Origin of the sequence: Escherichia sp. E10V5 (assembly GCF_004212315.1) — a bacterium.
In the GTDB taxonomy this organism is placed as follows: Bacteria; Pseudomonadota; Gammaproteobacteria; order Enterobacterales; family Enterobacteriaceae; genus Escherichia.
The window spans coordinates 332662-358501 of record NZ_RHJM01000015.1; the positions used below are offsets into that span (position 1 = coordinate 332662).

Genomic DNA, 25840 nt, shown 5'->3' on the forward strand with positions numbered 1-25840 from the left:
TGTTAAAAACATGTAAATGATTTTTTATTGTTCGCTCAGTATAGGAAGGGTGTTTTCGGCTACAATCAAAACATGCCCGAATGTGCACCAGGTGCACAACGTTGTTTTAACTATAGAAATGTCAATTAATATGCAGAACGATGAGCAGACGGAATACAAAACCGTGCGCGGATTAACCCGCGGTCTAATGTTATTAAATATGTTAAATAAACTTGACGGCGGTGCCAGCGTCGGGCTGCTGGCGGAACTCAGCGGTCTGCATCGCACCACTGTGCGGCGACTGCTGGAGACGTTACTGGAAGAGGGATATGTCCGGCGCAGTACCTCCGATGACAGTTTTCGTCTGACCATCAAAGTGCGGCAATTAAGCGAAGGGTTTCGTGACGAACAGTGGATTTCTGCGCTGGCGGCCCCGCTGCTGGGCGATCTATTGCGCGAAGTGGTGTGGCCTACAGATGTTTCCACGCTGGATGTTGATGCAATGGTGGTACGCGAAACCACTCACCGTTTCAGTCGATTATCCTTTCACCGGGCAATGGTCGGGCGGCGTTTACCGCTCCTGAAAACCGCCTCGGGCCTGACCTGGCTGGCCTTTTGCCCGGAACAAGAACGCCAGGCGTTAATCGAAATGTTAGCCGCCCGCCCCGGTGATGACTATCAACTGGCACGGGAACCGTTAAAGCTGGAAGCCATTCTGGCGCGCGCACGCAAAGAGGGGTACGGGCAGAACTACCGCGGCTGGGATCAAGAAGAAAAGATCGCCTCCATTGCCGTACCGCTGCGCAGTGAACAACGGGTGATTGGCTGTTTGAATCTGGTGTATATGGCCAGTGCGATGACCATTGAACAGGCGGCAGAAAAACATCTTCCGGCGCTGCAACGGGTAGCAAAACAGATTGAAGAAGGGGTGGAATCGCAGGCTATTCTGGTGGCCGGACGGCAAAGTGGCGTGCATTTGCGCTAGCGACGTCAATGTGTAATTTGGCCCATTCTCATCGTTATTCGCCCATTTGCCCACATGCACAGTACGGGCTGCACGCTACGCTAATGACATCAATACTGTGATGTGGAGCAAATCATGAAAATTACTCAAATTCGTAATGCCACCCAAATTATCCAATACGCTGGCAAAACATTTCTTATCGACCCGTTACTCGCGCCTCAAGGAAGTTATCCGGGTTTTGCCGGAACTGCACGCGCAGAAATCCGCAATCCAACGGTAGAATTACCGTGCGATTTAACAACGTTACTCAACGTTGACGCCCTAATCGTGACTCATTTGCATGAAGATCACTGGGACGAAACAGCCTCCCGCGTCGTCCCCAAAGATAAACTGATTTATGTGCAAAATGAGCAAGATGCTGAATCACTGCATAAACAAGGATTTACGCATCTTACCGTACTTACCGACGAGACTAAATTTAGTGATATAACTCTGCATAAAACGACAGGGCAGCACGGCTCCGATCGCACCTATGCCGACCCGGCTATGGCGAAGCGTTTAGGCGCAGCCTGCGGCGTTGTTTTCCAGCACCCGACAGAGAAAACGCTCTATCTGGCTGGCGATACCCTCTGGCGTGACGACGTCGAGTCTACAATGCTAACTTTCCAACCAGAAGTGGTTGTGTTGAATGCCGGATTTGCGCATGTTCTGGGGCATGGCGCGATAATTATGGGAGCAGAAGATATTCTCAAAACACATGTTACCCTGCCAGAAGCGCAAATTGTCGCGACACATATGGAGGCCGTAAACCACTGTTTGTTGACGCGTGATGCGCTCAAGGAATACGCCAGAGATAATCAAATTATCGAATTTGTGAACGTACCAGAAGATGGTGAAACGTTGACATTCTAATTCGGAGATAAAGAGTGTTATGCGCCCGCTAACTGTTGCCATTATCGCCGTTGCCGGTTTTAGCCCTTTTCACCTTTCCGTACCGTTTATCGTGTTTAGCGAAAAAATGGCGGAGAAAAAACGCTTTCACGTAATTATCTGCGCTGAAAATCTGGGAAACGTGGACTCTGCCGATGGGTTTTCCGTAACCGCCACCCATGACTATACCGCAGTCATCCAGGCGGATATTGTGATAATTCCTTACTGGGGAACAATTACACAAAAACCGCCACAAAAGCTGCTGGAAGCCTTAACGACCGCACGGGATAACGGGGCACAGATTGTCGGGCTTTGCCTGGGCACGTTTGTGCTCGGCTATGCAGGTTTACTGAACAATAAGCGTGCTGCCACGCACTGGGAGTTCGAGCGTGAATTTCAGGCACGTTTTCCACAAACATATCTGGATATTAACGCGTTGTATGTAGACGATGACGGTATTATTACCTCTGCCGGTACTGCCGCGGCGCTGGATTGCTGTTTGTATATTGTTCGGCAACATTTGGGCAGCGACTATGCTAACCATATTGCCCGACGGATGGTCGTACCGCCATATCGCACCGGCGGTCAGGCGCAGTTTATAGAGCAACCGGTGCCGAAAAATACCCATGATGAACGCATTAACCTCCTGCTGGATTACCTGCGGCAAAACATTGCGCAACAGCATGATCTCGACTCGCTGGCGCAGCGAGTAATGATGAGTCGCCGCACGCTAACCCGTCATTTTATGAAAGCGACCGGTTCGAGTATCGCCGAATGGCTCATCACTGAACGCTTACGCCGTAGCCAGGAACTGTTGGAAACCAGTCAGTTGCCCGTTGAGAGGATAGCGGCTGAGGTGGGTTTTCTCTCACCTGTGACCTGGCGTCAGCATTTTAAATCTCACTTCGGCGTCAGCCCCGCCGAATGGCGAAAAACCTTCCGTGGTATGGCATGATAGCGCCCGGAAGAAAGTGAATTCAGGGTGGTGAATGTGAAACCAGTAACGCTATACGATGTCGCAGAGTATGCCGGTGTCTCTTATCAGACCGTTTCCCGCGTGGTAAATCAGGCCAGCCACGTTTCTGCGAAAACGCGGGAAAAAGTGGAAGCGGCAATGGCGGAGCTGAATTACATTCCCAACCGCGTGGCACAACAACTGGCGGGCAAACAGTCGTTGCTGATTGGCGTTGCTACCTCCAGCCTGGCCCTGCACGCGCCGTCACAAATTGTCGCGGCGATTAAATCCCGCGCTGACCAACTGGGTGCCAGCGTGGTGGTGTCGATGGTAGAACGAAGCGGCGTCGATGCCTGTAAAGCGGCGGTACACAACCTTCTCGCGCAACGCGTTAGCGGTCTGATCATCAACTATCCGCTGGATGAACAAGATGCCATTGCGGTGGAAGCCGCCTGTGGTAACGTGCCAGCGTTATTCCTTGATGTCTCTGACCAGGCCCCCATCAACAGTATTATTTTTTCCCATGTAGACGGTACGCGGCTTGGCGTGGATCATCTGGTCGCATTAGGTCACCAGCAAATCGCGCTGTTAGCAGGCCCATTAAGTTCTGTCTCCGCGCGTCTGCGTCTGGCGGGCTGGCACAAATATCTCAAACACCATCAAATTCAGCCAATAGCGGAACTGGAAGGCGACTGGAGCGCCATGTCCGGTTTTCAACAAACCATGCAGATGCTGAATGAGGGCGTTATTCCCACCGCGATGCTGGTTGCCAACGATCAGATGGCGTTGGGCGCAATGCGCGCCATTACCGAGTTCGGGCTGCGCGTCGGCGCGGATATCTCGGTAGTGGGATACGACGATACCGAAGACAGCTCGTGTTATATCCCGCCGTTAACCACCATCAAACAGGATTTTCGTCTGCTGGGGAAAACCAGCGTAGACCGCTTGCTGCAACTCTCTCAGGGGCAGGCGGTGAAGGGAAATCAGCTACTGCCCGTCTCACTGGTGAAAAGAAAAACCACCCTGCCACCCAATACGCAAACCGCCTCTCCCCGCGCGTTGGCCGATTCATTAATGCAGCTGGCAAGGCAAATTTCCCGTCTGGAAAGCGGACAGTGAGCGCAACGCAATTAATGTGAGTCAGCTCACTCATTAGGCCCCCCAGGCTTTACACTCTATGCGTCAGGCTCGTATGTTGTGTGAAATTGTGAGCGGATAACAATTTCACACAGGATACAGCTATGACCATGATTACGGATTCACTGGCCGTCGTATTACAACGTCGTGACTGGGAAAACCCTGGCGTTACCCAACTTAATCGCCTTGCGGCGCATCCCCCTTTCGCCAGCTGGCGTAATAGCGAAGAAGCCCGCGCCGATCGCCCTTCCCGACAGTTGCGCAGCCTGAATGGTGAGTGGCAATTTGCCTGGTTTCCGGCACCAGAAGCGGTGCCGGAAAGCTGGCTCGAGAGCGATCTTCCTGACGCCGATACTGTCGTCGTCCCCTCAAACTGGCAGATGCACGGTTACGACGCGCCCATCTACACCAACGTGACCTATCCCATTGCGGTCAATCCGCCATTTGTTCCCGCAGAAAATCCGACAGGCTGTTACTCGCTCACATTTAATGTTGATGAAAGCTGGCTACAGGAAGGCCAGACGCGAATTATTTTTGATGGCGTTAACTCGGCGTTTCATCTGTGGTGCAACGGGCGCTGGGTCGGTTACGGCCAGGACAGTCGTTTGCCGTCTGAATTTGACCTGAGCGAATTTTTACGCGCCGGAGAAAACCGCCTCGCGGTGATGGTGCTGCGCTGGAGTGACGGTAGCTATCTGGAAGATCAGGATATGTGGCGAATGAGCGGCATTTTCCGTGACGTCTCGTTGCTGCACAAACCAACCACGCAAATCAGCGATTTCCATGTTGCCACTCACTTTAATGATGATTTCAGCCGCGCTGTACTGGAGGCAGAAGTTCAGATGTACGGCGAACTGCGCGATGAGCTGCGGATAACAGTTTCTTTATGGCAGGGTGAAACGCAGGTCGCCAGCGGCACCGCACCTTTCGGCGGCGAAATTATCGATGAACGTGGTGGTTATAGCGATCGCGTCACGCTACGTCTGAACGTCGAAAACCCGGCGCTGTGGAGCGCCGAAATCCCGAATCTCTATCGTGCGGTGGTTGAACTGCACACCGCCGACGGCACGCTGATTGAAGCAGAAGCCTGCGATGTCGGTTTCCGCGAGGTGCGGATTGAAAATGGCCTGCTGCTGCTGAACGGCAAGCCGTTGCTGATTCGCGGCGTTAACCGTCACGAGCATCATCCTCTGCATGGTCAGGTCATGGATGAGCAGACGATGGTGCAGGATATCCAGCTGATGAAGCAGAACAACTTTAACGCCGTGCGCTGTTCGCATTATCCGAACCATCCGCTGTGGTACTCGCTGTGCGACCGCTATGGCCTGTATGTGGTGGATGAAGCCAATATTGAAACCCACGGCATGGTGCCGATGAATCGACTGACGGATGATCCGCGCTGGTTACCTGCGATGAGCGAACGCGTAACGCGGATGGTGCAGCGCGATCGTAATCACCCGAGCGTAATCATCTGGTCGCTGGGGAATGAATCAGGCCACGGCGCTAATCACGACGCGCTGTATCGCTGGATCAAATCTGTCGATCCTTCCCGCCCGGTACAGTATGAAGGCGGCGGAGCCGACACCACGGCCACCGATATTATTTGCCCGATGTACGCGCGCGTGGATGAAGACCAGCCCTTCCCGGCTGTGCCGAAATGGTCCATCAAAAAATGGCTTTCGCTGCCTGGAGAGACGCGCCCGCTGATCCTTTGCGAATATGCCCACGCGATGGGTAACAGTCTTGGCGGCTTCGCTAAATACTGGCAGGCGTTTCGTCAGTACCCCCGTTTACAGGGCGGCTTTGTCTGGGACTGGGTGGATCAGTCGCTGATTAAATATGATGAAAACGGAAACCCGTGGTCGGCTTACGGCGGTGATTTTGGCGATACGCCAAACGATCGCCAGTTCTGCATGAACGGTCTGGTCTTTGCCGACCGCACGCCGCATCCGACGCTGACGGAAGCAAAACACCAACAGCAGTTTTTCCAGTTCCGTTTATCCGGGCGGACCATCGAAGTGACCAGCGAATACCTGTTCCGTCATAGCGATAACGAGATCCTGCACTGGTCGGCGGCGCTCGATGGCAAGCCGCTGGCAAGCGGTGAAGTGCCTCTGGATGTCGCCCCACAAGGTAAACAGTTGATTGAACTGCCTGAACTACCGCAGCCGGAGAGCGCCGGGCAACTCTGGCTCACAGTACGCGTAGTGCAACCGAACGCGACCGCATGGTCAGAAGCCGGACACATCAGCGCCTGGCAACAATGGCGGCTGGCGGAAAACCTCAGCGTGACACTCCCCTACGCGTCCCACGCCATCCCGCAACTGACCACCAGCGAAACGGATTTTTGCATCGAGCTGGGTAACAAGCGTTGGCAATTTAACCGCCAGTCAGGCTTTCTTTCACAGATGTGGATTGGCGATGAAAAACAACTGCTGACGCCGCTGCGCGATCAGTTCACCCGTGCACCGCTGGATAACGACATTGGCGTAAGTGAAGCAACGCGTATTGATCCGAACGCCTGGGTCGAACGCTGGAAGGCGGCGGGCCATTACCAGGCCGAAGCGGCGTTGTTGCAGTGCTCGGCAGATACACTTGCCGACGCGGTGCTGATTACGACCGCCCACGCGTGGCAGCATCAGGGGAAAACCTTATTTATCAGCCGGAAAACTTACCGGATTGATGGACACGGTGAGATGGTCATCAGTGTGGATGTTGAAGTGGCGAGCGATACGCCGCATCCGGCGCGGATTGGCCTGACCTGCCAGCTGGCGCAGGTAGCAGAGCGGGTAAACTGGCTCGGATTAGGGCCGCAAGAAAACTATCCCGACCGCCTTACTGCAGCCTGTTTTGACCGCTGGGATCTGCCATTGTCAGACATGTATACCCCGTACGTTTTCCCGAGCGAAAACGGTCTGCGCTGCGGGACGCGCGAATTGAATTATGGCCCACACCAGTGGCGCGGCGACTTCCAGTTCAATATCAGCCGCTACAGCCAACAACAACTGATGGCAACCAGTCATCGCCATCTGCTGCACGCGGAAGAAGGCACCTGGCTGAATATCGACGGTTTCCATATGGGGATTGGTGGCGACGACTCCTGGAGCCCGTCAGTGTCGGCAGAATTTCAACTGAGCGCAGGTCGCTATCATTACCAGTTGATCTGGTGCCAAAAATAATAATAACCGGGCAGGCTATGTCTGCCCGTATTTAGCGTAAGGAAATCCATTATGTTCTATTTAAAAAACACAAACTTTTGGATGTTCGGCTTATTCTTTTTCTTTTACTTTTTTATCATGGGTGCCTATTTCCCGTTTTTCCCGATTTGGCTACATGACATCAACCATATCAGCAAAAGTGATACCGGAATAATTTTTGCCGCTATTTCTCTGTTCTCCCTGTTATTTCAACCACTGTTTGGTCTGCTTTCTGACAAACTCGGGCTGCGCAAATACCTGCTATGGATTATTACCGGCATGTTAGTGATGTTTGCGCCGTTCTTTATTTTTATCTTCGGCCCGCTGTTACAGTACAACATTTTAGTAGGGTCGATTGTTGGTGGTATTTATCTTGGCTTTTGTTTTAACGCCGGTGCGCCAGCAGTAGAGGCATTTATCGAGAAAGTCAGCCGTCGCAGTAATTTCGAATTTGGTCGCGCGCGGATGTTTGGCTGTGTTGGCTGGGCGCTGTGTGCCTCGATTGTCGGCATCATGTTCACCATCAATAACCAGTTTGTTTTCTGGCTGGGTTCTGGCTGTGCGCTCATCCTCGCCGTTTTGCTCTTTTTTGCCAGAACGGATGCCCCTTCTTCCGCCACGGTTGCCAATGCCGTAGGCGCCAACCATTCTGCATTTAGCCTTAAGCTGGCACTGGAATTGTTCAGACAGCCCAAACTGTGGTTTTTGTCGCTGTATGTTATTGGCGTTTCCTGTACCTACGATGTTTTTGACCAACAGTTTGCTAATTTCTTTACTTCGTTTTTTACCTCCAGTGAACAGGGGACGCGGGTATTTGGCTACGTAACGACAATGGGCGAATTACTTAACGCCTCGATTATGTTCTTTGCGCCGCTGATTATTAATCGCATCGGTGGGAAAAACGCCCTGCTGCTGGCTGGCACTATTATGTCTGTACGCATTATTGGCTCATCGTTCGCCACTTCAGCGCTGGAAGTGGTCATTCTGAAAACGCTGCATATGTTTGAAGTACCGTTCCTGCTGGTGGGCTGCTTTAAATATATTACCAGCCAGTTTGAAGTGCGTTTTTCAGCGACGATTTATCTGGTCTGTTTCTGCTTCTTTAAGCAGCTGGCGATGATTTTTATGTCTGTACTGGCGGGCAATATGTATGAAAGCATCGGTTTCCAGGGTGCTTATCTGGTGCTGGGTCTGGTGGCGCTGGGCTTCACCTTGATTTCCGTGTTCACACTTAGCGGCCCCGGCCCGCTTTCTCTACTGCGTCGCCAGGTGAATGAAGTCGCTTAAGCAATTAATGTCGGATGGGGCGCGAGCGCCTTATCCGACCAACATATCAGGACGGAATGATCAAAATGAACATGCCAATGACCGAAAGAATAAAAGCAGGCAAGCTATTTACCGATATGTGCGAAGGCTTACCTGAAAAAAGACTTCGTGGGAAAACGTTAATGTATGAGTTTAATCACTCGCATCCATCAGAAGTTGAAAAAAGGGAAAGCCTGATTAAAGAAATGTTTGCCACGGTAGGAGAAAACGCCTGGGTAGAACCTCCCGTCTATTTTTCTTATGGTTCCAACATCCATATAGGCCGCAATTTTTACGCAAATTTCAATTTAACCATTGTCGATGACTACACGGTAACAATCGGTGATAACGTACTGATTGCACCCAACGTTACTCTTTCCGTTACGGGACACCCTGTACACCATGAATTGAGAAAAAATGGAGAGATGTACTCTTTTCCGATAACGATTGGCAATAATGTCTGGATCGGGAGTCATGTGGTCATTAATCCAGGCGTCACCATCGGGGATAATTCTGTTATTGGCGCGGGTAGTGTCGTCACAAAAGACATTCCACCAAACGTCGTGGCTGCTGGCGTTCCTTGTCGGGTTATTCGCGAAATAAACGACCGGGATAAGCAATATTATTACAAAGATTACAAAGTTGAATCGTCACTTTAAATTATAAAAATTGCCTGATGCGCTTTGCTTATCAGGCCTACAAATTCAGTGATCTACGTTGGCCGCATCCGGCATGAACAAAGCGCAGGAACAAGCGTCGCATCATGCCTCTTTGACCCACAGCTGCGGAAAACGTGCTGGTGCAAAGCGCAGGGTTATGATCATCAGCCCAACGACGCATAGCGCATGAAACGCCCAGTCCATCAGGTAATTGCCACTGATACTACGCAGCACGCCAGAAAACCAGGGGGCAAGCCCGGCAATGACAAAACCAATCCCCTGCATAAACGCCACCAGCTTGCCAGCAATAGTCGGTTGCACAGAGTGGTCGAGCGCCAGCAGCAAACAGAGCGGAAACGCGCCGCCCAGACCTAAACCACACACCATCGCCCACAATACCGGCAATTGCAGCGGCAGCCAGATAAAGCCGCAGAAACCCACCAGTTGTAACACCAGCGCCAGCATTAACAGTTTGCGTCGGTCCTGATGGCGAGCCATAGCAGGCATTAGCAATGCCCCTGCGGCTTGCCCAAGCGTCATCAACGCCAGCAAGGAACCGCTGTACTGCGCGCTGGCACCAATCTCAATATAGAAAGCGGGTAACCAGGCAATCAGGCTGGCGTAACCGCCGTTAATCAGACCGAAGTAAAGGCCCAGCGTCCACGCGCGGGGAGTGAATACCACGCGAACCGGAGTGGTTGTTGTCTTGTGAGAAGAGGCGACTTCGCGGGCGCTTTGCCACCACCAGGCAAAAAGCGCAACAACGGCAGGCAGCGCCCACCAGGCGAGTGTTTGATACCAGGTTTCGCTATGTTGAACTAACCAGGGCGTCAGGGCAGCACCAAGTCCACCGCCGCCCATCAGAGCCGCGGACCACAGCCCCATCACCAGTGGCGTGCGCTGCTGAAACCGCCGTTTAATCACCGAAGGCATCACCGCCTGAATGATACCGATCCCCACCCCACCAAGCAGTGCGCTGCTAAGCAGCAGCGCACTTTGGGGGTAAAGCTCACGCATCAATGCACCGACGGCAATCAGCAACAAACTGATGGCGACGCTGCGACGTTCGCTGACACGCTGATGAAGCCAGCTTCCGGCCAGTGCCAGCCCGCCCATGGTGACCACCGGCAGAGCGGTCAACAGGGCAGCCACGCTAAAGCTCATTCCGCTCGCCTGGCGCAATTGCGGTAGCAGTGGCCCGACGGAGGTGAGCAGTGGTCGCATATTAAGACCAATCAGCACTAGAACCAACAGCATCGTGAACGTCTTTTGATGGTCGCGCATGACTGTCAGAACGGTTTGGTCGGCAGATATTTACCATCTAAGGTGATGACCGCACGTTCGCCACCTTCCGGGTCCGCCACTTTCTTAACGTCGAGTTTGAAGTTAATCGCGCTGATAATGCCATCGCCAAACTTCTCATGAACCAACGCTTTCAGGGTTGTGCCGTACACCTGCAACATTTCATAGAAACGATACATCGTTGGGTCGGTTGGAATACGGTCATCAATGCAGCCACGCAGTGGCACAGTTTGTAATAACAGAATGGCGTCTTCGTCGAGATCCAGTTTCGCCCCGACCAGGCGGGCGGCGTCGGCAGGAAGCGCCTGCTGACCCAGCAAAGCCGCGGTTACGAAGGCTTCTGCCAGACCGGTGCCATCGGCAATCTCGGCAAATGAGAGATCTTTTTTAGCTTTGCTGAGCAAAATGGCATCGGCAAGATCAAGACGAATATTGCGGTTAATTTGCGACTGAATCATGGTGGATCTCCTGATGGTTTAAAAATAAGGTTACGCTGCGGTCGGCTGGCGTAGCGGTATGGCACAAACGCGAGGATTAGCTGCCAGTGGCACAAACTGGCGGGTTGCGCCGTCAAAAGCTGCGATGCTGCCGCTTTCAATGTCGTAGACCCAGCCGTGCAGGGCGATCCGCCCCTCTTCGAGCGCCAGGCGCACCGATGGATGAGTTTGCAAATTAGCCAACTGAGCAATGACGTTTTCACGTACCATCGCCGCAGCTTTTGACGGTAAATCGGGATGCGGGCGCGCCTCATTAACGACGCGGGCAGAATCGGCATAACGCAGCCAGTGGGAGACGGCAGGCATATGGTCCATGCACTGACAGCTGGCAATGGCGGTCATCGCGCCACAGTTGGAATGACCACAAATCACAATGTCAGATACCCGAAGCGCAGCGACGGCATACTCCACCGAAGCAGAAACGCCACCGGGTTCCGGCCCGTAGGAAGGGACGATATTGCCCGCATTGCGAATAACGAACAGATCGCCAGGCTCACGTTGCGTCACCAGCTCAGGGACCAGACGGCTATCGGAGCATGAGATAAAAAGTGTGCGCGGGCTTTGCTGTGTCGCCAGCTGTTTAAACAAGGCTTCCCGCTCAGGAAATGCCTCGCGCTGGAATTTAAGGAATCCATCAATAATCTCTTTCACCGTTAACCTCTGTCTGTCTCTGGAATGAGAGGCAGACTACTCGCCGATTGTCATAAGGTAAAAGACTCATTTATGATGAGTTCTATTGGATTTACTTATAGGTTGGTGAATGCTCTCTCGACATATCAATTACTTTCTTGCCGTGGCTGAACATGGCAGCTTCACCCGTGCCGCCAGCGCGTTGCACGTCTCCCAGCCTGCGCTTTCCCAGCAGATTCGCCAGTTAGAGGAGAGTTTAGGCGTGCCGCTGTTTGACCGTAGCGGGCGAACGATTCGTCTCACTGATGCGGGGGAAGTCTGGCGACAGTACGCCAGCCGGGCGTTACAGGAACTGGGGGCGGGTAAACGGGCGATTCATGATGTTGCCGATCTGACGCGAGGATCGCTGCGTATCGCCGTCACCCCCACCTTTACGAGCTACTTTATCGGCCCCTTAATGGCGGATTTCTATGCGCGCTACCCCGGCATCACGCTCCAGCTACAGGAAATGTCGCAGGAGAAAATCGAAGATATGCTTTGTCGCGACGAGCTGGACGTTGGGATTGCCTTCGCGCCTGTGCATTCGCCGGAGCTGGAGGCAATTCCTTTACTGACAGAAAGTTTAGCGTTGGTGGTGGCGAAACATCATCCGCTGGCTGACCAGGAACAGGTGGCATTGAGTCGCTTGCATGATGAAAAACTGGTGCTGCTCAGCGCGGAATTTGCCACCAGAGAGCAAATTGACCACTACTGCGAGAAAGCGGGGCTGCATCCACAAGTGGTGATAGAGGCGAACTCAATTAGCGCGGTTCTGGAGCTGATTCGCCGCACTTCTCTTTCCACCTTGCTGCCTGCGGCGATTGCCACACAACATGATGGGCTTAAAGCGATTTCTCTTGCCCCGCCACTACTGGAGAGAACGGCGGTTTTGTTGCGGCGGAAAAATAGCTGGCAGACAGCCGCCGCGAAGGCATTTTTGCACATGGCGTTGGATGAATACGCGGATGTTGGCGGGAATGAATCACGGTAGCCACTGACACAGGTCAGCGGCTGGAATTGCCTGATGCGCTACGCTTATCAGGCCTACGAGTTCAGTGCAAGGCGTTCACGCCGCATCCGGGCATAAACTACAGCTGGCAGACAGCCGCCGCGAAGGCATTTTTGCACATGGCGTTGGATGAATACGCGGATGTTGGCGGGAATGAATCACGGTAGCCGCTGACACAGGTCAGCGGCTGGAATTGCCTGATGCGCTACGCTTATCAGGCCTACGAGTTCAGTGCAAGGCGTTCACGCCGCATCCGGCATAAACTACGCTCGCTGTAACCCAGTCGATTATCGTTTGTAATCGATGGCTTCTGGCTGCTCCAGATACACGGTGGTTTGTGCCGGTTGTGTACTGGCGATCACTTTACCGCCACGTACCGAATAACGTACCGGAACCTGACGGCGCAGCGCGTCAAACCCATTTTCAGCCGGCAGGATAATCAGGTTAGCGCTGTTTCCGGCGGCAATGCCATAATCCTGCAAATTCAACGTTCTGGCGCTGTGGTGGGTGATCAAATTCAGGCCATCGTTAATTTGCCCGTAGCCCATCAACTGACAAACATGCAGCCCCATATGCAGCACTTGCAGCATATTCGCCGTTCCCAGCGGATACCACGGATCGAAGACATCATCGTGACCAAAGCAGACGTTAATGCCAGACTCTAGCATCTCTTTAACGCGCGTGATGCCGCGACGTTTTGGATACGTATCGAAACGCCCTTGCAGATGAATATTGACCAGCGGGTTGGCGACAAAGTTAATACCGGACATTTTCAGCAAGCGGAACAAGCGTGAGGTATACGCCCCGTTATAGGAGTGCATTGCCGTGGTGTGGCTGGCGGTGACTCGCGCGCCCATGCCTTCACGGTGCGCCAGGGCGGCAACGGTTTCGACAAAGCGCGACTGTTCGTCATCAATCTCGTCACAGTGAACGTCGATGAGACGGTCGTATTTTTGCGCCAGGGCGAAGGTTTTATGCAGCGACTCCACGCCGTATTCACGGGTAAATTCAAAATGCGGAATCGCCCCAACAACGTCTGCCCCTAAGCGTAACGCCTCTTCCAGCAACGCTTCACCGTTGGGATACGACAAAATCCCTTCCTGCGGGAAAGCGACGATTTGCAGATCAATCCACGGCGCGACTTCCTGCTTCACTTCCAGCATTGCTTTCAGCGCAGTCAGGGTTGCATCCGAAACATCGACATGGGTACGCACATGCTGAATGCCGTTGGCAATCTGCCATTTCAGCGTTTGCCAGGCGCGTTGTTTCACATCGTCATGGGTTAATAACGCTTTGCGCTCGGCCCAGCGTTCAATGCCTTCAAACAGCGTGCCGGACTGATTCCAGTTCGGTTGTCCGGCGGTTTGCGTGGTGTCCAGGTGAATATGCGGCTCCACAAACGGCGGTAAAACTAAACCTTGTTCGGCATCCAGGCTGTTTTCAGTTATGGGCATCACACCGGATTGCGCATCAATGGCGCTGATTTTTCCGTCCTGCAGATGAATCTGCCACAGCCCCTCTTTGCCGGGTAACCGGGCGTTAATAATTGTTTGTAAAGCGTTATTCGACACTGTTAGCCTCCACATGCGTCATTGCAGCTGTCGTTTTACGATTCAAAATCGGGTTAAGGATCAGATAGCTCAGCGCGCCACCTAATACCGCGTTGACCGGAACAATTCCCGGTAACCAGTGGCCTGCGGCAATCCCCAGCGCGACCGCCAGAATCGCCACCCAATTGACACTCATCATACGCGTGGTCGCAAAGTGCTCATAGCGGCGACGGTTCATCAGATAGTCGGCGATAATCACGCCGCCCACCGGAGGAATAGCTGCCGAAAGGAAGGTCAGCCAGCCGACAAAATTGTTATACAGCCATAATGCGCAGACCGTACCGATAATACCGTTAATCACCGAAAGGGTTTTGCTCGACATACCGGTAATGTTGGCGAAACCTAAACCCGACGCATACAGCGCGTTATCGTTGGTGGTCCAGATATTCAGCCCCAGCACCACAATCGCAGGCAGCAGCAGGCCCTGAGCAATCATCACATCAGAGATATCTGCCATGCCCAGTGCCGCAGCGCCCGCTGCACCGAAAATAAACATCAACGAGTTGCCGAGGAAAAAGGCCACCATCGCCACCAGCACCGCCAGTTTGGCATTGCGACCAAAGCGGACAAAATCAGCGGTGAGCGTACCCGCACTGATAAATGACCCCACAACCAGCGCCAGCGCGACATTGAAATCTAACGGTTGTGCGGGAACGACCGCTTTTAATGCGTCCAGGCCGCCCATGCCGTTAACGGCCAGCCACACGGAATAACCGCCAAGGCAGGCGATAGCCGGAACCGCAATCACCGAAAGAACCGTCAGCGCCGAAATGCCAAAGAAGACGGTGACGGTCATCAGTAAACCGGAGACGGCAATCAGCAAATTAATATCCAGCCCGGTTGCCTTGCCCACCGGAATGGCAAACATTGCCACGCCAACGCCGAACCAGCCAACCTGGGTGCCTCCCAGCAGCAGTGAAGGCAGCCATGAGCCTTTAACACCAAACGAGAAACGAGCAAGAAGATGAGTGGTCAGGCCGGTTTTTGCGCCAATGTAACCAAGAAATGAAGTGTAAATACCGAGGAGAAGATTACCGATGAGGACTGCGAGGAAGAAATCATGGTAGCTAAGACCGGTTCCGAGAGTACCGCCGGTCCACATACTGGCGGAAAAGAAGGTTAATCCCAGCATGACGAACGTCAATGCCAATACCCCTTTCCGCGCCGACTGCGGGACTGGCCCCTGGCTAAAGTTGTTATCTTGCGACACGAAATTCCTCCGTTTGCTGTTTGAAACCCAAAAAATCCGCCGCATTCTATTCATCTGAAAATAAAAAGCAATCGTTTTCGTGGGGAAATATATTTTTTATATGAATGAGTGCGAAAAGGTGGGGGAAAACTTATCTGTGTAAAAACAGTGGGTAGGCATGATAAGACGCGCGAGAGTTGCATCAGGCATCGGCACACGGCTGTCGGATGCGGCGCGAGCGCCTTATCCGACCGACGGTTCAGGTCTGTAGGCATGATAAGACGCGTCAGCGTCGCATCAGGCATCTGCGCATGGTGTCGGATGCGCCACACGACGCATCCGACAATAACTTACTCTTCCATCGCCTGGCGGATCTGATCCAACGACGCAGGATCATCAATGGTCGTCAGATCCCCAGGATCGCGTCCTTCGCAAATCGCCTGGATCGTGCGGCGCAGCATTTTTCCGGATCGCGTTTTCGGCAATTGCGAGACAAACCAGACGTGCGCCGGGCGGCCAAAGTTGCCAATCTGGCTGTCCACCAGCGCCATAATCGCCTTCTCTTGCGAGTGCGCCACCTCGCGGTCATCCAGACTGTCGCTCTCTTTCGGAATGACAAACGCCACCGCTACCTGCCCTTTCAGCGCATCTTTCACCCCAACCACCGCCACTTCGGCAACGCCAGGATGACTGGAGATACTCTCCTCAATCTCACGCGTCCCCAGCCGATGCCCGGCAACGTTAATCACGTCATCAGTGCGCCCGAGAATAAAGTGATAACCGTCAGCATCGCGGATGCCCCAGTCAAAGGTGGCGTACACCGGGCGGGAAAACAACGACCAGTAAGTCTTCACAAAGCGGTCGTCGTCGCCCCAGATGGTTTGAATACAGCCCGGCGGCAGCGGCCCTTCCACCACCAGCATCCCTTTCTCGTTGACGCCGCACGGTTCACCGGTGACTTCATTGAGCAACTGCACGTTATAGCCATACATCGGCACACCAGGGCTTCCCAGACGCGTCGGCCTGTCGTCCAGACCGCGAGCAATCGCCATAATCGGCCAGCCGGATTCGGTCTGCCAGTAGTTGTCGATGACCGGCACATCCAGCGTATTGCTCACCCAACTGGCGGTCGGCTCGTCCAGCGGTTCTCCAGCCAGATAGAGCACTTCCAGCGACGAGAGATCGTGTTTGCGAATTTCGGCGGTAGGGAATTTTTTCAGCACGCGAATAGCGGTCGGCGCTGAGAACATGCGGCTAACCTGATATTTCTCGACGATTTTCCACCACACACCGCAGTCCGGCCAGGTCGGCAATCCTTCGTAAACAATGGTCGCCATCCCCGCCAACAGCGGCGCGTAGACGATATACGAATGCCCTACCACCCAGCCGATATCCGAGGCACAGAAGAAGACGCCGCCCGCTTTGCCGCCAAAAATGGTGTCCATCGAGGTCGCCAGCGCCACCGCATAACCGCCGACGTCACGCTGCACGCCTTTAGGTTTGCCGGTCGTGCCGGAGGTGTAGAGAATGCAGGAGGTTTCGTTGGATTCCAGCCACGCCACCGGCACCCGCGCGCCGATGTGTTGATGGCGCAACGACGCGAAATCGACATCCCGCCCACTAACACGCGGCATTTTCGCCAGCCCGCGATCCACCAGCAAAACGTGGCGCGGCTGATGCTGTGCCTGACTTATCGCATCGTCGAGCAATTTTTTATAGGGAATGATTTTGCCACCGCGCGCTCCGGCATCTGCCGAGACAATCAGCACCGGTTTAGCGTCATCAATTCGCGCCGCCACGCTGTGCGAAGCAAATCCACCAAACACCACCGAGTGAATAGCACCAATGCGCGCGCAGGCCAGCAGGGTAATATGCGCTTCGGCAATCATCGGCATATACACCAGCACCCGATCGCCACGCTGCACGCCCAGCGAGCGCAGCATTGACGCCACCGCGTTCACTTCGTCATGCAGCTGGCGAAAGGTAAAGGTGCGCTCTTCTTCTGTTTCCGAAGAGACGGCAATCAGCGCCAGCGCCTCTGGCTGTTTCTCCAGCCAGCGATCGATAGCGTTGTGACACAAGTTGGTTCGGCCTTCACAAAACCAACGGGCAAACGGCGGATTGCTGTGATCGAGCGTTTGCGTAAAGGGCGTCTGCCAGTCAATACGCCGGGCCTGCTCGGCCCAGAACTGCTCCGGTTCGTTAATCGAACGCTGATAAAATTCGCTAAAAGACATAATGCTCTCCTGTTGAACTTACGCCTTACCGCCGTTTACTTAAATGACGTACAGGTCGAGATACTCATTGACCGGCATCTGTTCGAGGCGAGTTCTGTCGAGAGAAACCTCCAGAATGCGCTGCTGCTGGCGAGTCGGGAACTGGCGCGCGAGGTTAATTTTGAATTTATCAACTAGTTTCGGAATGCCGTCCTGGCGGCGACGGGCATGACCAATTGGGTACTCCACCACCACTTCTTCAAAGCGCGTGCCGTCGGTGAACTCAAGGGTTATGGCATTGGCGATGGCGCGTTTTTCCGGGTCGTGGTAGTCAGCGGTAAACGCAGGATCTTCAAAGCAATTGATCTTCTCGCGCAGAGCGTCGATGCGTTTATCTTGCGCAACCTTGTCTTCGTAATCTGCCGCCGTTAAGCGCCCGAATAGCAGCGGGATCGCCACCATGTACTGAATGCAGTGATCGCGATCCGCCGGGTTATTGAGCGGCCCTTTTTTGTCGATGATGCGAATACAGGCTTCGTGGGTGCGAATGGTCACTTTTTCGATATCCGCCGCCGTTTTGCCGGCTGCCTGCATCTGTTCATAGAGCGTCATCGCTGCTTCAACGGCCGTCTGGGAGTGGAACTCCGCCGGGAAGGAGATTTTGAACAGCACATTTTCCATGACGTAAGAACCGTACGGGCGCTGGAAGCGGAACGACTCGCCTTTAAAGGAGACGTCGTAGAAGCCCCACACCGGCGCAGTCAGGGCTGACGGGTAACCCATTTCGCCCGTTTTCGCCATCAGTGCCAGACGTACCGCGCGGGAGGTAGCATCGCCCGCCGCCCAGGATTTACGCGTGCCGGTGTTCGGCGCATGGCGATAAGTGCGCAGCGACTGACCATCTACCCACGCCAGCGAAACGGCGTTGAGAATTTCCTCGCGGGTCAGGCCGAGCATTTCGGCGACCACGGCGGTGGAAGCGACTTTCACTAACAGAACGTGGTCGAGGCCGACGCGGTTAAAGGAGTTTTCCAGCGCAATGCAGCCCTGAATTTCATGAGCTTTAATCATTGCGGTCAGCACCTGTTTCATGGTTAACGGGGCTTTGCCGCTGGCGACTGCGTTACGTGAAAGCCAGTCTGCCGTTGCCAGAATGCCGCCGAGGTTGTCGGAAGGATGGCCCCACTCCGCCGCCAGCCAGGTATCGTTGAAATCGAGCCAGCGGATCATCGCGCCAATGTTAAATGCCGCCTGGACGGGGTCGAGCTGGAACTGAGTTCCGGGGACGCGCACGCCGTTAGGTACAACGGTGCCGGGGACAATTGGCCCCAGCAGTTTTTTGCAGGCCGGGTATTCAAGGGCTTCAAGACCGCAGCCGAGAGTGTCGAGCAGGCAGTAATGAGCGGTGTCGTAGGCCACTCTGGAGCTGATTTCGTAGTTCATCACGTAATCGACGATATCAACGATTTCACGATCAAATTCCGGGCGGATGTTGTTGATTTGAGCTGACATTGGGTACGTTTCCTTATTGTTATTCGTAGAGGTTTACTGGCGCTTATCCAGCGCGACAAACGGGCGGTCTTCCGGTCCAACATAATTGGCGGAAGGACGGATAATTTTGTTGTCCTGACGTTGTTCGATAATGTGCGCCGCCCAGCCGGTGACGCGGGCGATAACAAACAGTGGTGTGAACATCTCGGTGGGAACGCCCATCATGTTGTAGGAAACAGCGGAGAACCAGTCGAGATTGGGGAACATCTTTTTCGTCTCCCACATCACCGTTTCCAGGCGATCGGCGATGTTGTACATCTTCAGCGAGCCGCCTTCCTGCGAGAGCTGCTTCGCCACGCGTTTGATCACCTGATGACGCGGGTCTGCGATGGTATAAACCGGATGCCCGAAACCAATGACCACTTCTTTGTTTTCCACCCGCTTGCGGATATCGGCTTCGGCTTCGTCCGGCGTTTCATAGCGTTGTTGGATCTCCAGCGACACTTCATTCGCCCCGCCGTGTTTCGGCCCACGCAGTGCGCCAATCGCGCCAATAATCGCGGAATACATATCCGAGCCAGTACCCGCAATCACCCGGCTGGTAAAGGTGGAGGCGTTAAACTCGTGCTCGGCGTACAGCACCAGCGAAATTTGCATCGCCTTTTCCCAGCTTTGCGACGGCTTTTCGCCGTGCAGCAGATGCAGGAAGTGACCGCCGATGGAGTCGTCATCGGTTTCCGGCTGGATGCGTTCGCCGTTGTGGCTGTAGTGATACCAGTAGAGAAGAATCGAGCTCAGCGACGCCAACAGTTTGTCGGCTATATCCCGCGCGCCAGAGACGGTGTGCCCCTCTTTTTCTGGCAGCGTGCAACCGAGCGCGGAAACGCCGGTGCGCATGACATCCATCGGGTGCGACGCCGCTGGTAAAGCTTCCAGCACGGTACGCACGTTAGCCGGTAAACCGCGCAGGGCTTTCAGTTTGGTTTTGTAGGCGGCGAGTTCGTCACGGGTCGGCAGTTTGCCGTGGATCAGCAGATGCGCCACTTCTTCAAATTCGCAATGTTCTGCCAGATCAAGAATATCGTAGCCACGGTAATGCAGGTCATTGCCGCTTTTACCCACAGTGCAGAGCGCCGTATTGCCCGCCGGAACGCCGGAAAGTGCTACCGATTTTTTCGGTTTAATGACATGGGTACTGTTTTGCAGGATCGTTGTGTCGCTCATATTGTCCTCGTCATTTGTAGGGTCGAGATATTTTTCGTTGTGTTTTATTTCGCCTGATTACGGGCAAACAGGTCGTCGAGCTTCTCTTCGTACTGGTAGTAGTTGATGCTTTCGTACAGCTCGTTGCGGGTCTGCATGGTGTCGATGACGCTTTTCTGCGTGCCTTCCTGGCGCAGGACGTTGTAGACATGTTCGGCGGCGCGGTTCATGGCGCGAAACGCTGAAAGCGGATACAGCGCCATCGCGACATGAGCGCTGCGTAATTCGTCGGTGGTAAACAGCGGCGTGGCACCAAATTCGGTAATGTTGGCGAGGATCGGCACCTGCACCGCATCGGCAAACTGGCGGTACATGGCGAGTTCGGTAATCGCCTCCGGGAACAACATCTCGGCACCGGCTTCAACGTAGGCCTGCGCGCGTTCGATCGCTGCATCCAGTCCTTCAACCGCCAGCGCATCGGTGCGCGCCATGATCACAAAATCAGGATCGGTCTTCGCATCCACCGCCGCGCGGATCCGATCCACCATCTCCTCTTTCGAGACGATCGCCTTGTTCGGACGATGACCGCAGCGTTTCGCGCCAACCTGATCTTCAATATGCAATCCTGCCGCACCGGCTTTAATCATCGATTTCACAGTGCGGGCGACGTTAAAAGCCGAAGAGCCAAAACCGATATCCGCATCCACCAGCAGCGGCAGCGAACAAACGTCGGTGATACGACGAATATCGGTCAGCACATCATCAAGGGTAGAAATACCGAGATCGGGCAGCCCCAGTGAACCTGCCGCCACGCCACCGCCGGAGAGATAAATCGCCTGATACCCGGCACGCTGCGCCAGCAGCGCATGGTTAGCGTTAATGGTGCCGACAATTTGCAACGGGGTTTCTTTGCTTAGTGCAGCGCGAAACGCTTTACCTGGAGAGTGTAGAGACATAGCCCATCCTTTGTTATCAACTTGTTATTTGCGTTGATAAAGACAAAGCAAGGGGTGTGCCACAATTGCCTGAATAAAATTAAATGGTTGATTTCAATTTGTTAGAGATAAACTCATGAAATAATCCGCAAATATGCGTTTCAGTTAACGTTTCAGACAATGTTTCACCGCGTTTCATTGCAACAATTATGAAACAAGACTAAACCCAATATTCGGTTTCTTAACTTTGCGGTGCGCTATGGCACATCCACCACGGCTGAATGACGACAAACCGGTTATCTGGACGGTATCGGTGACGCGGCTGTTCGAGTTATTTCGCGATATCAGCCTCGAGTTTGATCATCTGGCGAACATTACCCCTATCCAGCTTGGCTTTGAAAAAGCGGTGACCTACATCCGCAAGAAACTGGCTAGCGAACGCTGCGACGCCATCATCGCTGCTGGCTCTAACGGCGCGTACCTGAAAAGCCGCCTGTCAGTGCCGGTGATTCTGATTAAGCCGAGCGGCTACGATGTGTTACAGGCACTGGCAAAAGCCGGAAAACTCACCTCTTCTATCGGCGTTGTCACCTATCAGGAAACTATTCCGGCGCTGGTGGCGTTTCAAAAAACCTTTAATTTGCGCCTCGACCAACGTAGCTACATTACCGAAGAAGATGCGCGCGGGCAGATTAACGAGCTGAAAGCCAACGGCACCGAAGCGGTGGTCGGCGCAGGGCTGATTACCGATCTGGCAGAAGAAGCCGGAATGACCGGAATTTTTATCTATTCCGCCGCCACCGTGCGCCAGGCGTTCAGCGATGCGCTGGATATGACGCGCATGTCGTTACGCCATAACACTCACGATGCCACCCGTAACGCCCTGCGTACTCGTTACGTGCTGGGCGATATGCTCGGTCAATCACCACAGATGGAACAGGTACGGCAGACTATTTTGCTTTATGCCCGTTCCAGTGCAGCGGTGTTGATTGAGGGGGAAACGGGAACGGGCAAAGAGTTGGCGGCCCAGGCGATTCATCGGGAATATTTTGCCCGCCACGATGCGCGACAGGGCAAAAAGTCGCATCCGTTTGTTGCCATCAACTGCGGGGCGATTGCCGAATCGCTGCTGGAAGCGGAGCTGTTTGGCTATGAGGAAGGGGCGTTTACCGGCTCGCGACGCGGAGGACGCGCCGGGCTGTTTGAAATCGCCCACGGCGGCACGCTGTTTCTGGATGAGATAGGCGAAATGCCTCTGCCATTGCAGACTCGCCTGTTACGAGTGCTGGAAGAAAAAGAGGTCACCCGCGTTGGCGGGCATCAGCCTGTTCCGGTGGATGTGCGGGTCATTAGCGCCACTCACTGCAATCTGGAAGAAGATATGCAGCAAGGGCAGTTTCGCCGTGATCTGTTTTATCGGCTGAGTATTTTGCGTCTGCAATTACCGCCACTGCGTGAGCGAGTGGCGGATATTCTGCCGCTGGCAGAGAGCTTTTTGAAAGTGTCTCTGGCAGCGCTCTCCGCCCCGTTTTCTGCCGCATTACGCCAGGGGTTACAGGCAAGCGAAACTGTGCTGTTGCGCTACGACTGGCCGGGCAATATTCGTGAACTGCGTAATATGATGGAGCGACTGGCGCTGTTTTTAAGTGTGGAACCGACGCCAGATTTAACGCCGCAATTTTTGCAGCAATTATTGCCAGAGCTGACACAAAAATCGGGTAACGTCATCGCCCCCCCCTTGCTGACACCACTACAGGCACTGGACAAATTTAATGGTGATAAAACAGCAGCAGCGAATTATTTAGGCATCAGCCGGACGACGTTCTGGCGGCGGCTAAAAAATTAAATTGCCGGATGCGGCGTTAACGCCTTATCCGGCCGACAAAAACATGAATTTCAATATATTCCGTTCACCGATAGACGTGCGCATCGGGTTTGTTTACATGAGCTTCAGAATTACTTCTTCTTATAAAGATCTGCCGTGCCGTGGATCTTATTGTCAGTCTGACCGGAGGTCAGAACCAACACATCCGCACCTTTTTCATCCGCTTTTTTGATCAGATCTTCTTTTGCATCTGCGGTCGACATTTCATTACTGGTTGAAATATCACCTATTTTTTCATATTGCGATTCAACTTTTTCAAATTCCGCTTTGGTCATCAATTCAGCGGCATAGACATTTGTGACAACAAAAGCTAACGCACCAACTAAGAGCTTAGTTCCAGTTTTCATCGATGAACTCCATAATGTGTGATTGGCCAATGCCCTGAAGCTAACAGTCATCATCAGGGTTGATTAATAAGTAGTTCAGCGGTTAGGAAAAATCTATAGGAAAAGAGAATATATTTGTATTTTTCTCAACGATAGCCACATTCTCCCTGTTGTTTAATAACACTTACTACAATTATCGCAGGTGTTCCTTAAATTAATTTTCATAAAAATCTCAAATTCCTTCATTCGCTAAAATCCAATATAAAATTCACATGAACCACATTACTTTTCTGAACAAGAAACCACCAACCATATATTGATGTGATTTCCATACTTTTTCTTTATTTCACTTACATAAAGTTTAGGATTATTAGATGTATTTTTTCTAAACGACATAAAAAAACCCGCATTAACACAACTTACAAACCACTAAAACCAATCAATGCAATGAACAACTAACACTTTAATAAATTTATTACACCTAATATTACATATATTCTTATTTAGTAACTTGCATGTTTGTGCCTGACAAGGCTTCAGGAAGAAAACAGTGCAATAAAAAACATCTTGCCATTTAATTTTTAAGGATAAAAGTGAGTGATATGAAACCAGCAAAAAAAAGCTTATCGACACGGGCGATAGCCATTTCTACCATATTATTTACGCCAGTATCCTTGGCTATTACCCCACCTACAAATTCAGATAGTAATGTTATCATTAATAATAATGAAGAGATAAAACTCATTGCGTCAGAAGGCTACGATCCCGGATGGGAGCATTTTAACTCATTGAAAGTAGGTGAAGACTCTAATGGTTCATTACTCATTGATAATCTTTCACTTACCACTTCATCAGCCAGCATTGGTAATAATGCTGAAGGCTCCATCACTTTAACAAACCATACCAACTGGCAGTTCGACACCCCTACCTCCAATATTTTTTTAGGCACTAACGAAGGCTCCGGTACGTTATACGTGTTAGAAGGTAGTAAGATAAGTGGCCTGCAATCAATAAGAGTTGGTGAGTTTTATGGTGACGCCAGGGGGACGTTGGTTATTGATGGGGAAAGCTCATCAGTCACCTCTAACATTGCTATTGTTGGCGATCAGGGAACAGGGAAAGTATCTGTTACTAACGGCGGTACACTCACTTCCCTGACTCAACTGAATATTGGGTATGTTGACGCCCATTCTTCTCTGTCAGCTAACCAGAGTAGTTATGGAGAAGTTCAGGTCGCCGATAAAAATTCAACAGTGAATGCCCCAAATATACTTCTTGGCGGATATAACACATCTTCTACTTCTGATACTACCGGAGTTCTCACTGTCAGCAACGATGGTGTAATCAATGCGAATTCATATATCTGGGTTGGTGTCTCCTCTAACGGAACAGGAATATTAAATATTGGAGGTGCGCAAGGTGAGGCTGCGCAACCTGCTGGTTCAATTAATACTCCCCGAATTTATTTAGGGGGGACAAATGCGTCAACCACTTCAATATTAAACTTTAATCACACCAACGCTGATTTTGTTCTGACCTCATACATAGACGGTAAAGGCCAGGTTAACCAGGTAGGTTCCGGGACAACCACATTATCCGGCGCGAATATCTATACCGGTAATACTTATATTAGCAACGGAAGTCTGCGCGCTGGCACGGTTGATACCTTCAGCCCAAACTCCGATTATATCGTCGACAGTGAAGGCCATCTCGATTTAAACACTTATTCGCAAACATTAAATACTCTGGCGCTGGCTGGAACAGCAACGTTGTCTTCGTATGAACAGGGTCACGAGTTCACGCCGACCACACTGACCATTAACGGCAACTATGCTGCCAATGATGGCCTGTTAGTCATGCATACTGTATTAGGCGATGATAATTCCGCAACGGATAAGCTCATCGTAAAAGGTGATACTTCCGGTAGTGCCCGCGTCATGGTCAACAATGCGGGCGGTCTGGGCGCGGATACTCTGGAAGGAATAAAAATTGTCGAGGTTGACGGCCTGTCAGAGGGCGTTTTCAGTAAAGAAGGTCGTATTGTTGCCGGTCCCTATGACTACAACGTGGTAAAAAGCGACAACCAGAACTGGTTTTTAACCAGTGAAATTCCCGCAGGACCGTATACTCCGGAACTACCCGTCATCCCGGACCCCGATCCTGAGCCACCTGTAACACCTGAGCCCCCTGTAACACCAGAACCGCCAGTGACACCGGAGCCGCCTGTTACGCCATCTGTTCCACAACCAGAACGAAAACATCTGTATCGCCCGGAAATTGGTAGCTATCTGGCCAATATTCAGGCGGCAAATACGCTGTTTAATACCCGGCTGCATGACCGTCTGGGGGAAACACAATACACCGCCCTGCTCACTGGGGAAC

Annotated in this window: 20 protein-coding genes; 10 read left to right on the top strand and 10 right to left on the bottom strand. The window is 52.7% G+C overall.

What is annotated here, in order from left to right; translation table 11 throughout:
• The first annotated feature begins 130 nt into the window (after nucleotides 1–130).
• The 7 genes from D9738_RS13035 (at nucleotide 131) to lacA (ending at nucleotide 9126) form a co-directional block, all read left to right on the top strand.
• On the top strand, nucleotides 131–964 hold the full coding sequence (locus tag D9738_RS13035) for a DNA-binding transcriptional regulator (protein WP_240780586.1): 834 nt from the start codon (nucleotides 131–133) through the stop codon (nucleotides 962–964).
• Between the two features lie 114 nt (nucleotides 965–1078).
• Nucleotides 1079–1855 (top strand): MBL fold metallo-hydrolase, encoded by a 777-nt coding sequence (locus tag D9738_RS13040; protein WP_130260337.1) that lies wholly within the window; start codon nucleotides 1079–1081, stop codon nucleotides 1853–1855.
• Nucleotides 1856–1874: 19 nt separating this feature from the next.
• Nucleotides 1875–2828 (top strand): GlxA family transcriptional regulator, encoded by a 954-nt coding sequence (locus D9738_RS13045; protein WP_130260338.1) that lies wholly within the window; start codon nucleotides 1875–1877, stop codon nucleotides 2826–2828.
• A 36-nt stretch (nucleotides 2829–2864) separates the two neighbouring features.
• A complete protein-coding gene (lacI, locus tag D9738_RS13050) occupies nucleotides 2865–3947 on the top strand; it encodes a DNA-binding transcriptional repressor LacI (protein WP_130260339.1) in 1083 nt (360 codons plus the stop codon).
• Between the two features lie 122 nt (nucleotides 3948–4069).
• On the top strand, nucleotides 4070–7144 hold the full coding sequence (gene lacZ / locus D9738_RS13055; RefSeq protein WP_130260340.1) for a beta-galactosidase: 3075 nt from the start codon (nucleotides 4070–4072) through the stop codon (nucleotides 7142–7144).
• A 51-nt stretch (nucleotides 7145–7195) separates the two neighbouring features.
• Nucleotides 7196–8449: a lactose permease gene (lacY, locus tag D9738_RS13060; RefSeq protein WP_130223311.1), complete on the top strand. Its 1254-nt coding sequence runs from the start codon at nucleotides 7196–7198 to the stop codon at nucleotides 8447–8449.
• Nucleotides 8450–8514: 65 nt separating this feature from the next.
• On the top strand, nucleotides 8515–9126 hold the full coding sequence (gene lacA, locus D9738_RS13065; RefSeq protein ID WP_130260341.1) for a galactoside O-acetyltransferase: 612 nt from the start codon (nucleotides 8515–8517) through the stop codon (nucleotides 9124–9126).
• A gap of 102 nt (nucleotides 9127–9228) precedes the next feature.
• Here lacA and cynX read toward each other — a convergent pair whose 3' ends face one another.
• Genes cynX through cynT form a run of 3 tightly spaced genes read right to left on the bottom strand, consistent with a single transcriptional unit; the run spans nucleotide 9229 to nucleotide 11576 of the window.
• Entirely contained in the window at nucleotides 9229–10410 is a 1182-nt protein-coding gene (gene cynX / locus D9738_RS13070) for a cyanate transporter CynX (RefSeq protein ID WP_130260342.1), read from the bottom strand.
• Between the two features lie 5 nt (nucleotides 10411–10415).
• Nucleotides 10416–10886, bottom strand: coding sequence for a cyanase (gene cynS / locus D9738_RS13075; RefSeq protein ID WP_130206125.1), 471 nt, complete (start codon nucleotides 10884–10886; stop codon nucleotides 10416–10418).
• A gap of 30 nt (nucleotides 10887–10916) precedes the next feature.
• A complete protein-coding gene (gene cynT, locus D9738_RS13080; protein WP_130206123.1) occupies nucleotides 10917–11576 on the bottom strand; it encodes a carbonic anhydrase CynT in 660 nt (219 codons plus the stop codon).
• Between the two features lie 109 nt (nucleotides 11577–11685).
• Here cynT and cynR point away from each other — a divergent pair, with 109 nt between their 5' ends.
• A complete protein-coding gene (cynR, locus tag D9738_RS13085; protein ID WP_130260343.1) occupies nucleotides 11686–12585 on the top strand; it encodes a transcriptional regulator CynR in 900 nt (299 codons plus the stop codon).
• A 305-nt stretch (nucleotides 12586–12890) separates the two neighbouring features.
• On the opposite strand, the gene codA is transcribed toward cynR, so the two are convergent.
• The 6 genes from codA to prpB form a co-directional block, all read right to left on the bottom strand.
• Nucleotides 12891–14174 (bottom strand): cytosine/isoguanine deaminase, encoded by a 1284-nt coding sequence (gene codA / locus D9738_RS13090; protein ID WP_130260344.1) that lies wholly within the window; start codon nucleotides 14172–14174, stop codon nucleotides 12891–12893.
• A complete protein-coding gene (gene codB, locus D9738_RS13095; protein WP_000076233.1) occupies nucleotides 14164–15423 on the bottom strand; it encodes a cytosine permease in 1260 nt (419 codons plus the stop codon). Before codB ends, codA begins: the two co-directional genes overlap by 11 nt.
• 329 nt (nucleotides 15424–15752) lie before the next feature.
• Nucleotides 15753–17639 carry a propionate--CoA ligase gene (gene prpE / locus D9738_RS13100; protein WP_130260345.1) on the bottom strand — a complete coding sequence of 629 codons (1887 nt, stop codon included), beginning with the start codon at nucleotides 17637–17639 and terminating at the stop codon, nucleotides 15753–15755.
• Nucleotides 17640–17678: 39 nt separating this feature from the next.
• Nucleotides 17679–19130, bottom strand: a complete 1452-nt coding sequence (gene prpD, locus D9738_RS13105; protein WP_130260346.1) for a 2-methylcitrate dehydratase — start codon at nucleotides 19128–19130, stop codon at nucleotides 17679–17681.
• A 33-nt stretch (nucleotides 19131–19163) separates the two neighbouring features.
• Entirely contained in the window at nucleotides 19164–20333 is a 1170-nt protein-coding gene (prpC, locus tag D9738_RS13110; protein ID WP_130206117.1) for a 2-methylcitrate synthase, read from the bottom strand.
• 44 nt (nucleotides 20334–20377) lie between these two features.
• Nucleotides 20378–21268: a methylisocitrate lyase gene (gene prpB / locus D9738_RS13115; protein ID WP_000052185.1), complete on the bottom strand. Its 891-nt coding sequence runs from the start codon at nucleotides 21266–21268 to the stop codon at nucleotides 20378–20380.
• 238 nt (nucleotides 21269–21506) lie between these two features.
• Between prpB and prpR the strand changes: the two genes are divergently transcribed.
• Nucleotides 21507–23093, top strand: coding sequence for a propionate catabolism operon regulatory protein PrpR (prpR, locus tag D9738_RS13120; protein WP_130260347.1), 1587 nt, complete (start codon nucleotides 21507–21509; stop codon nucleotides 23091–23093).
• Between the two features lie 110 nt (nucleotides 23094–23203).
• On the opposite strand, the gene yahO is transcribed toward prpR, so the two are convergent.
• Nucleotides 23204–23479, bottom strand: a complete 276-nt coding sequence (gene yahO, locus D9738_RS13125) for a DUF1471 family periplasmic protein YahO (RefSeq protein WP_130206111.1) — start codon at nucleotides 23477–23479, stop codon at nucleotides 23204–23206.
• A gap of 581 nt (nucleotides 23480–24060) precedes the next feature.
• On the opposite strand from yahO, the gene D9738_RS13130 reads away from it, so the two are divergent.
• A partial coding sequence (locus tag D9738_RS13130) for an autotransporter outer membrane beta-barrel domain-containing protein (RefSeq protein WP_240780587.1) occupies nucleotides 24061–25840 on the top strand: 1780 nt, incomplete at its 3' end.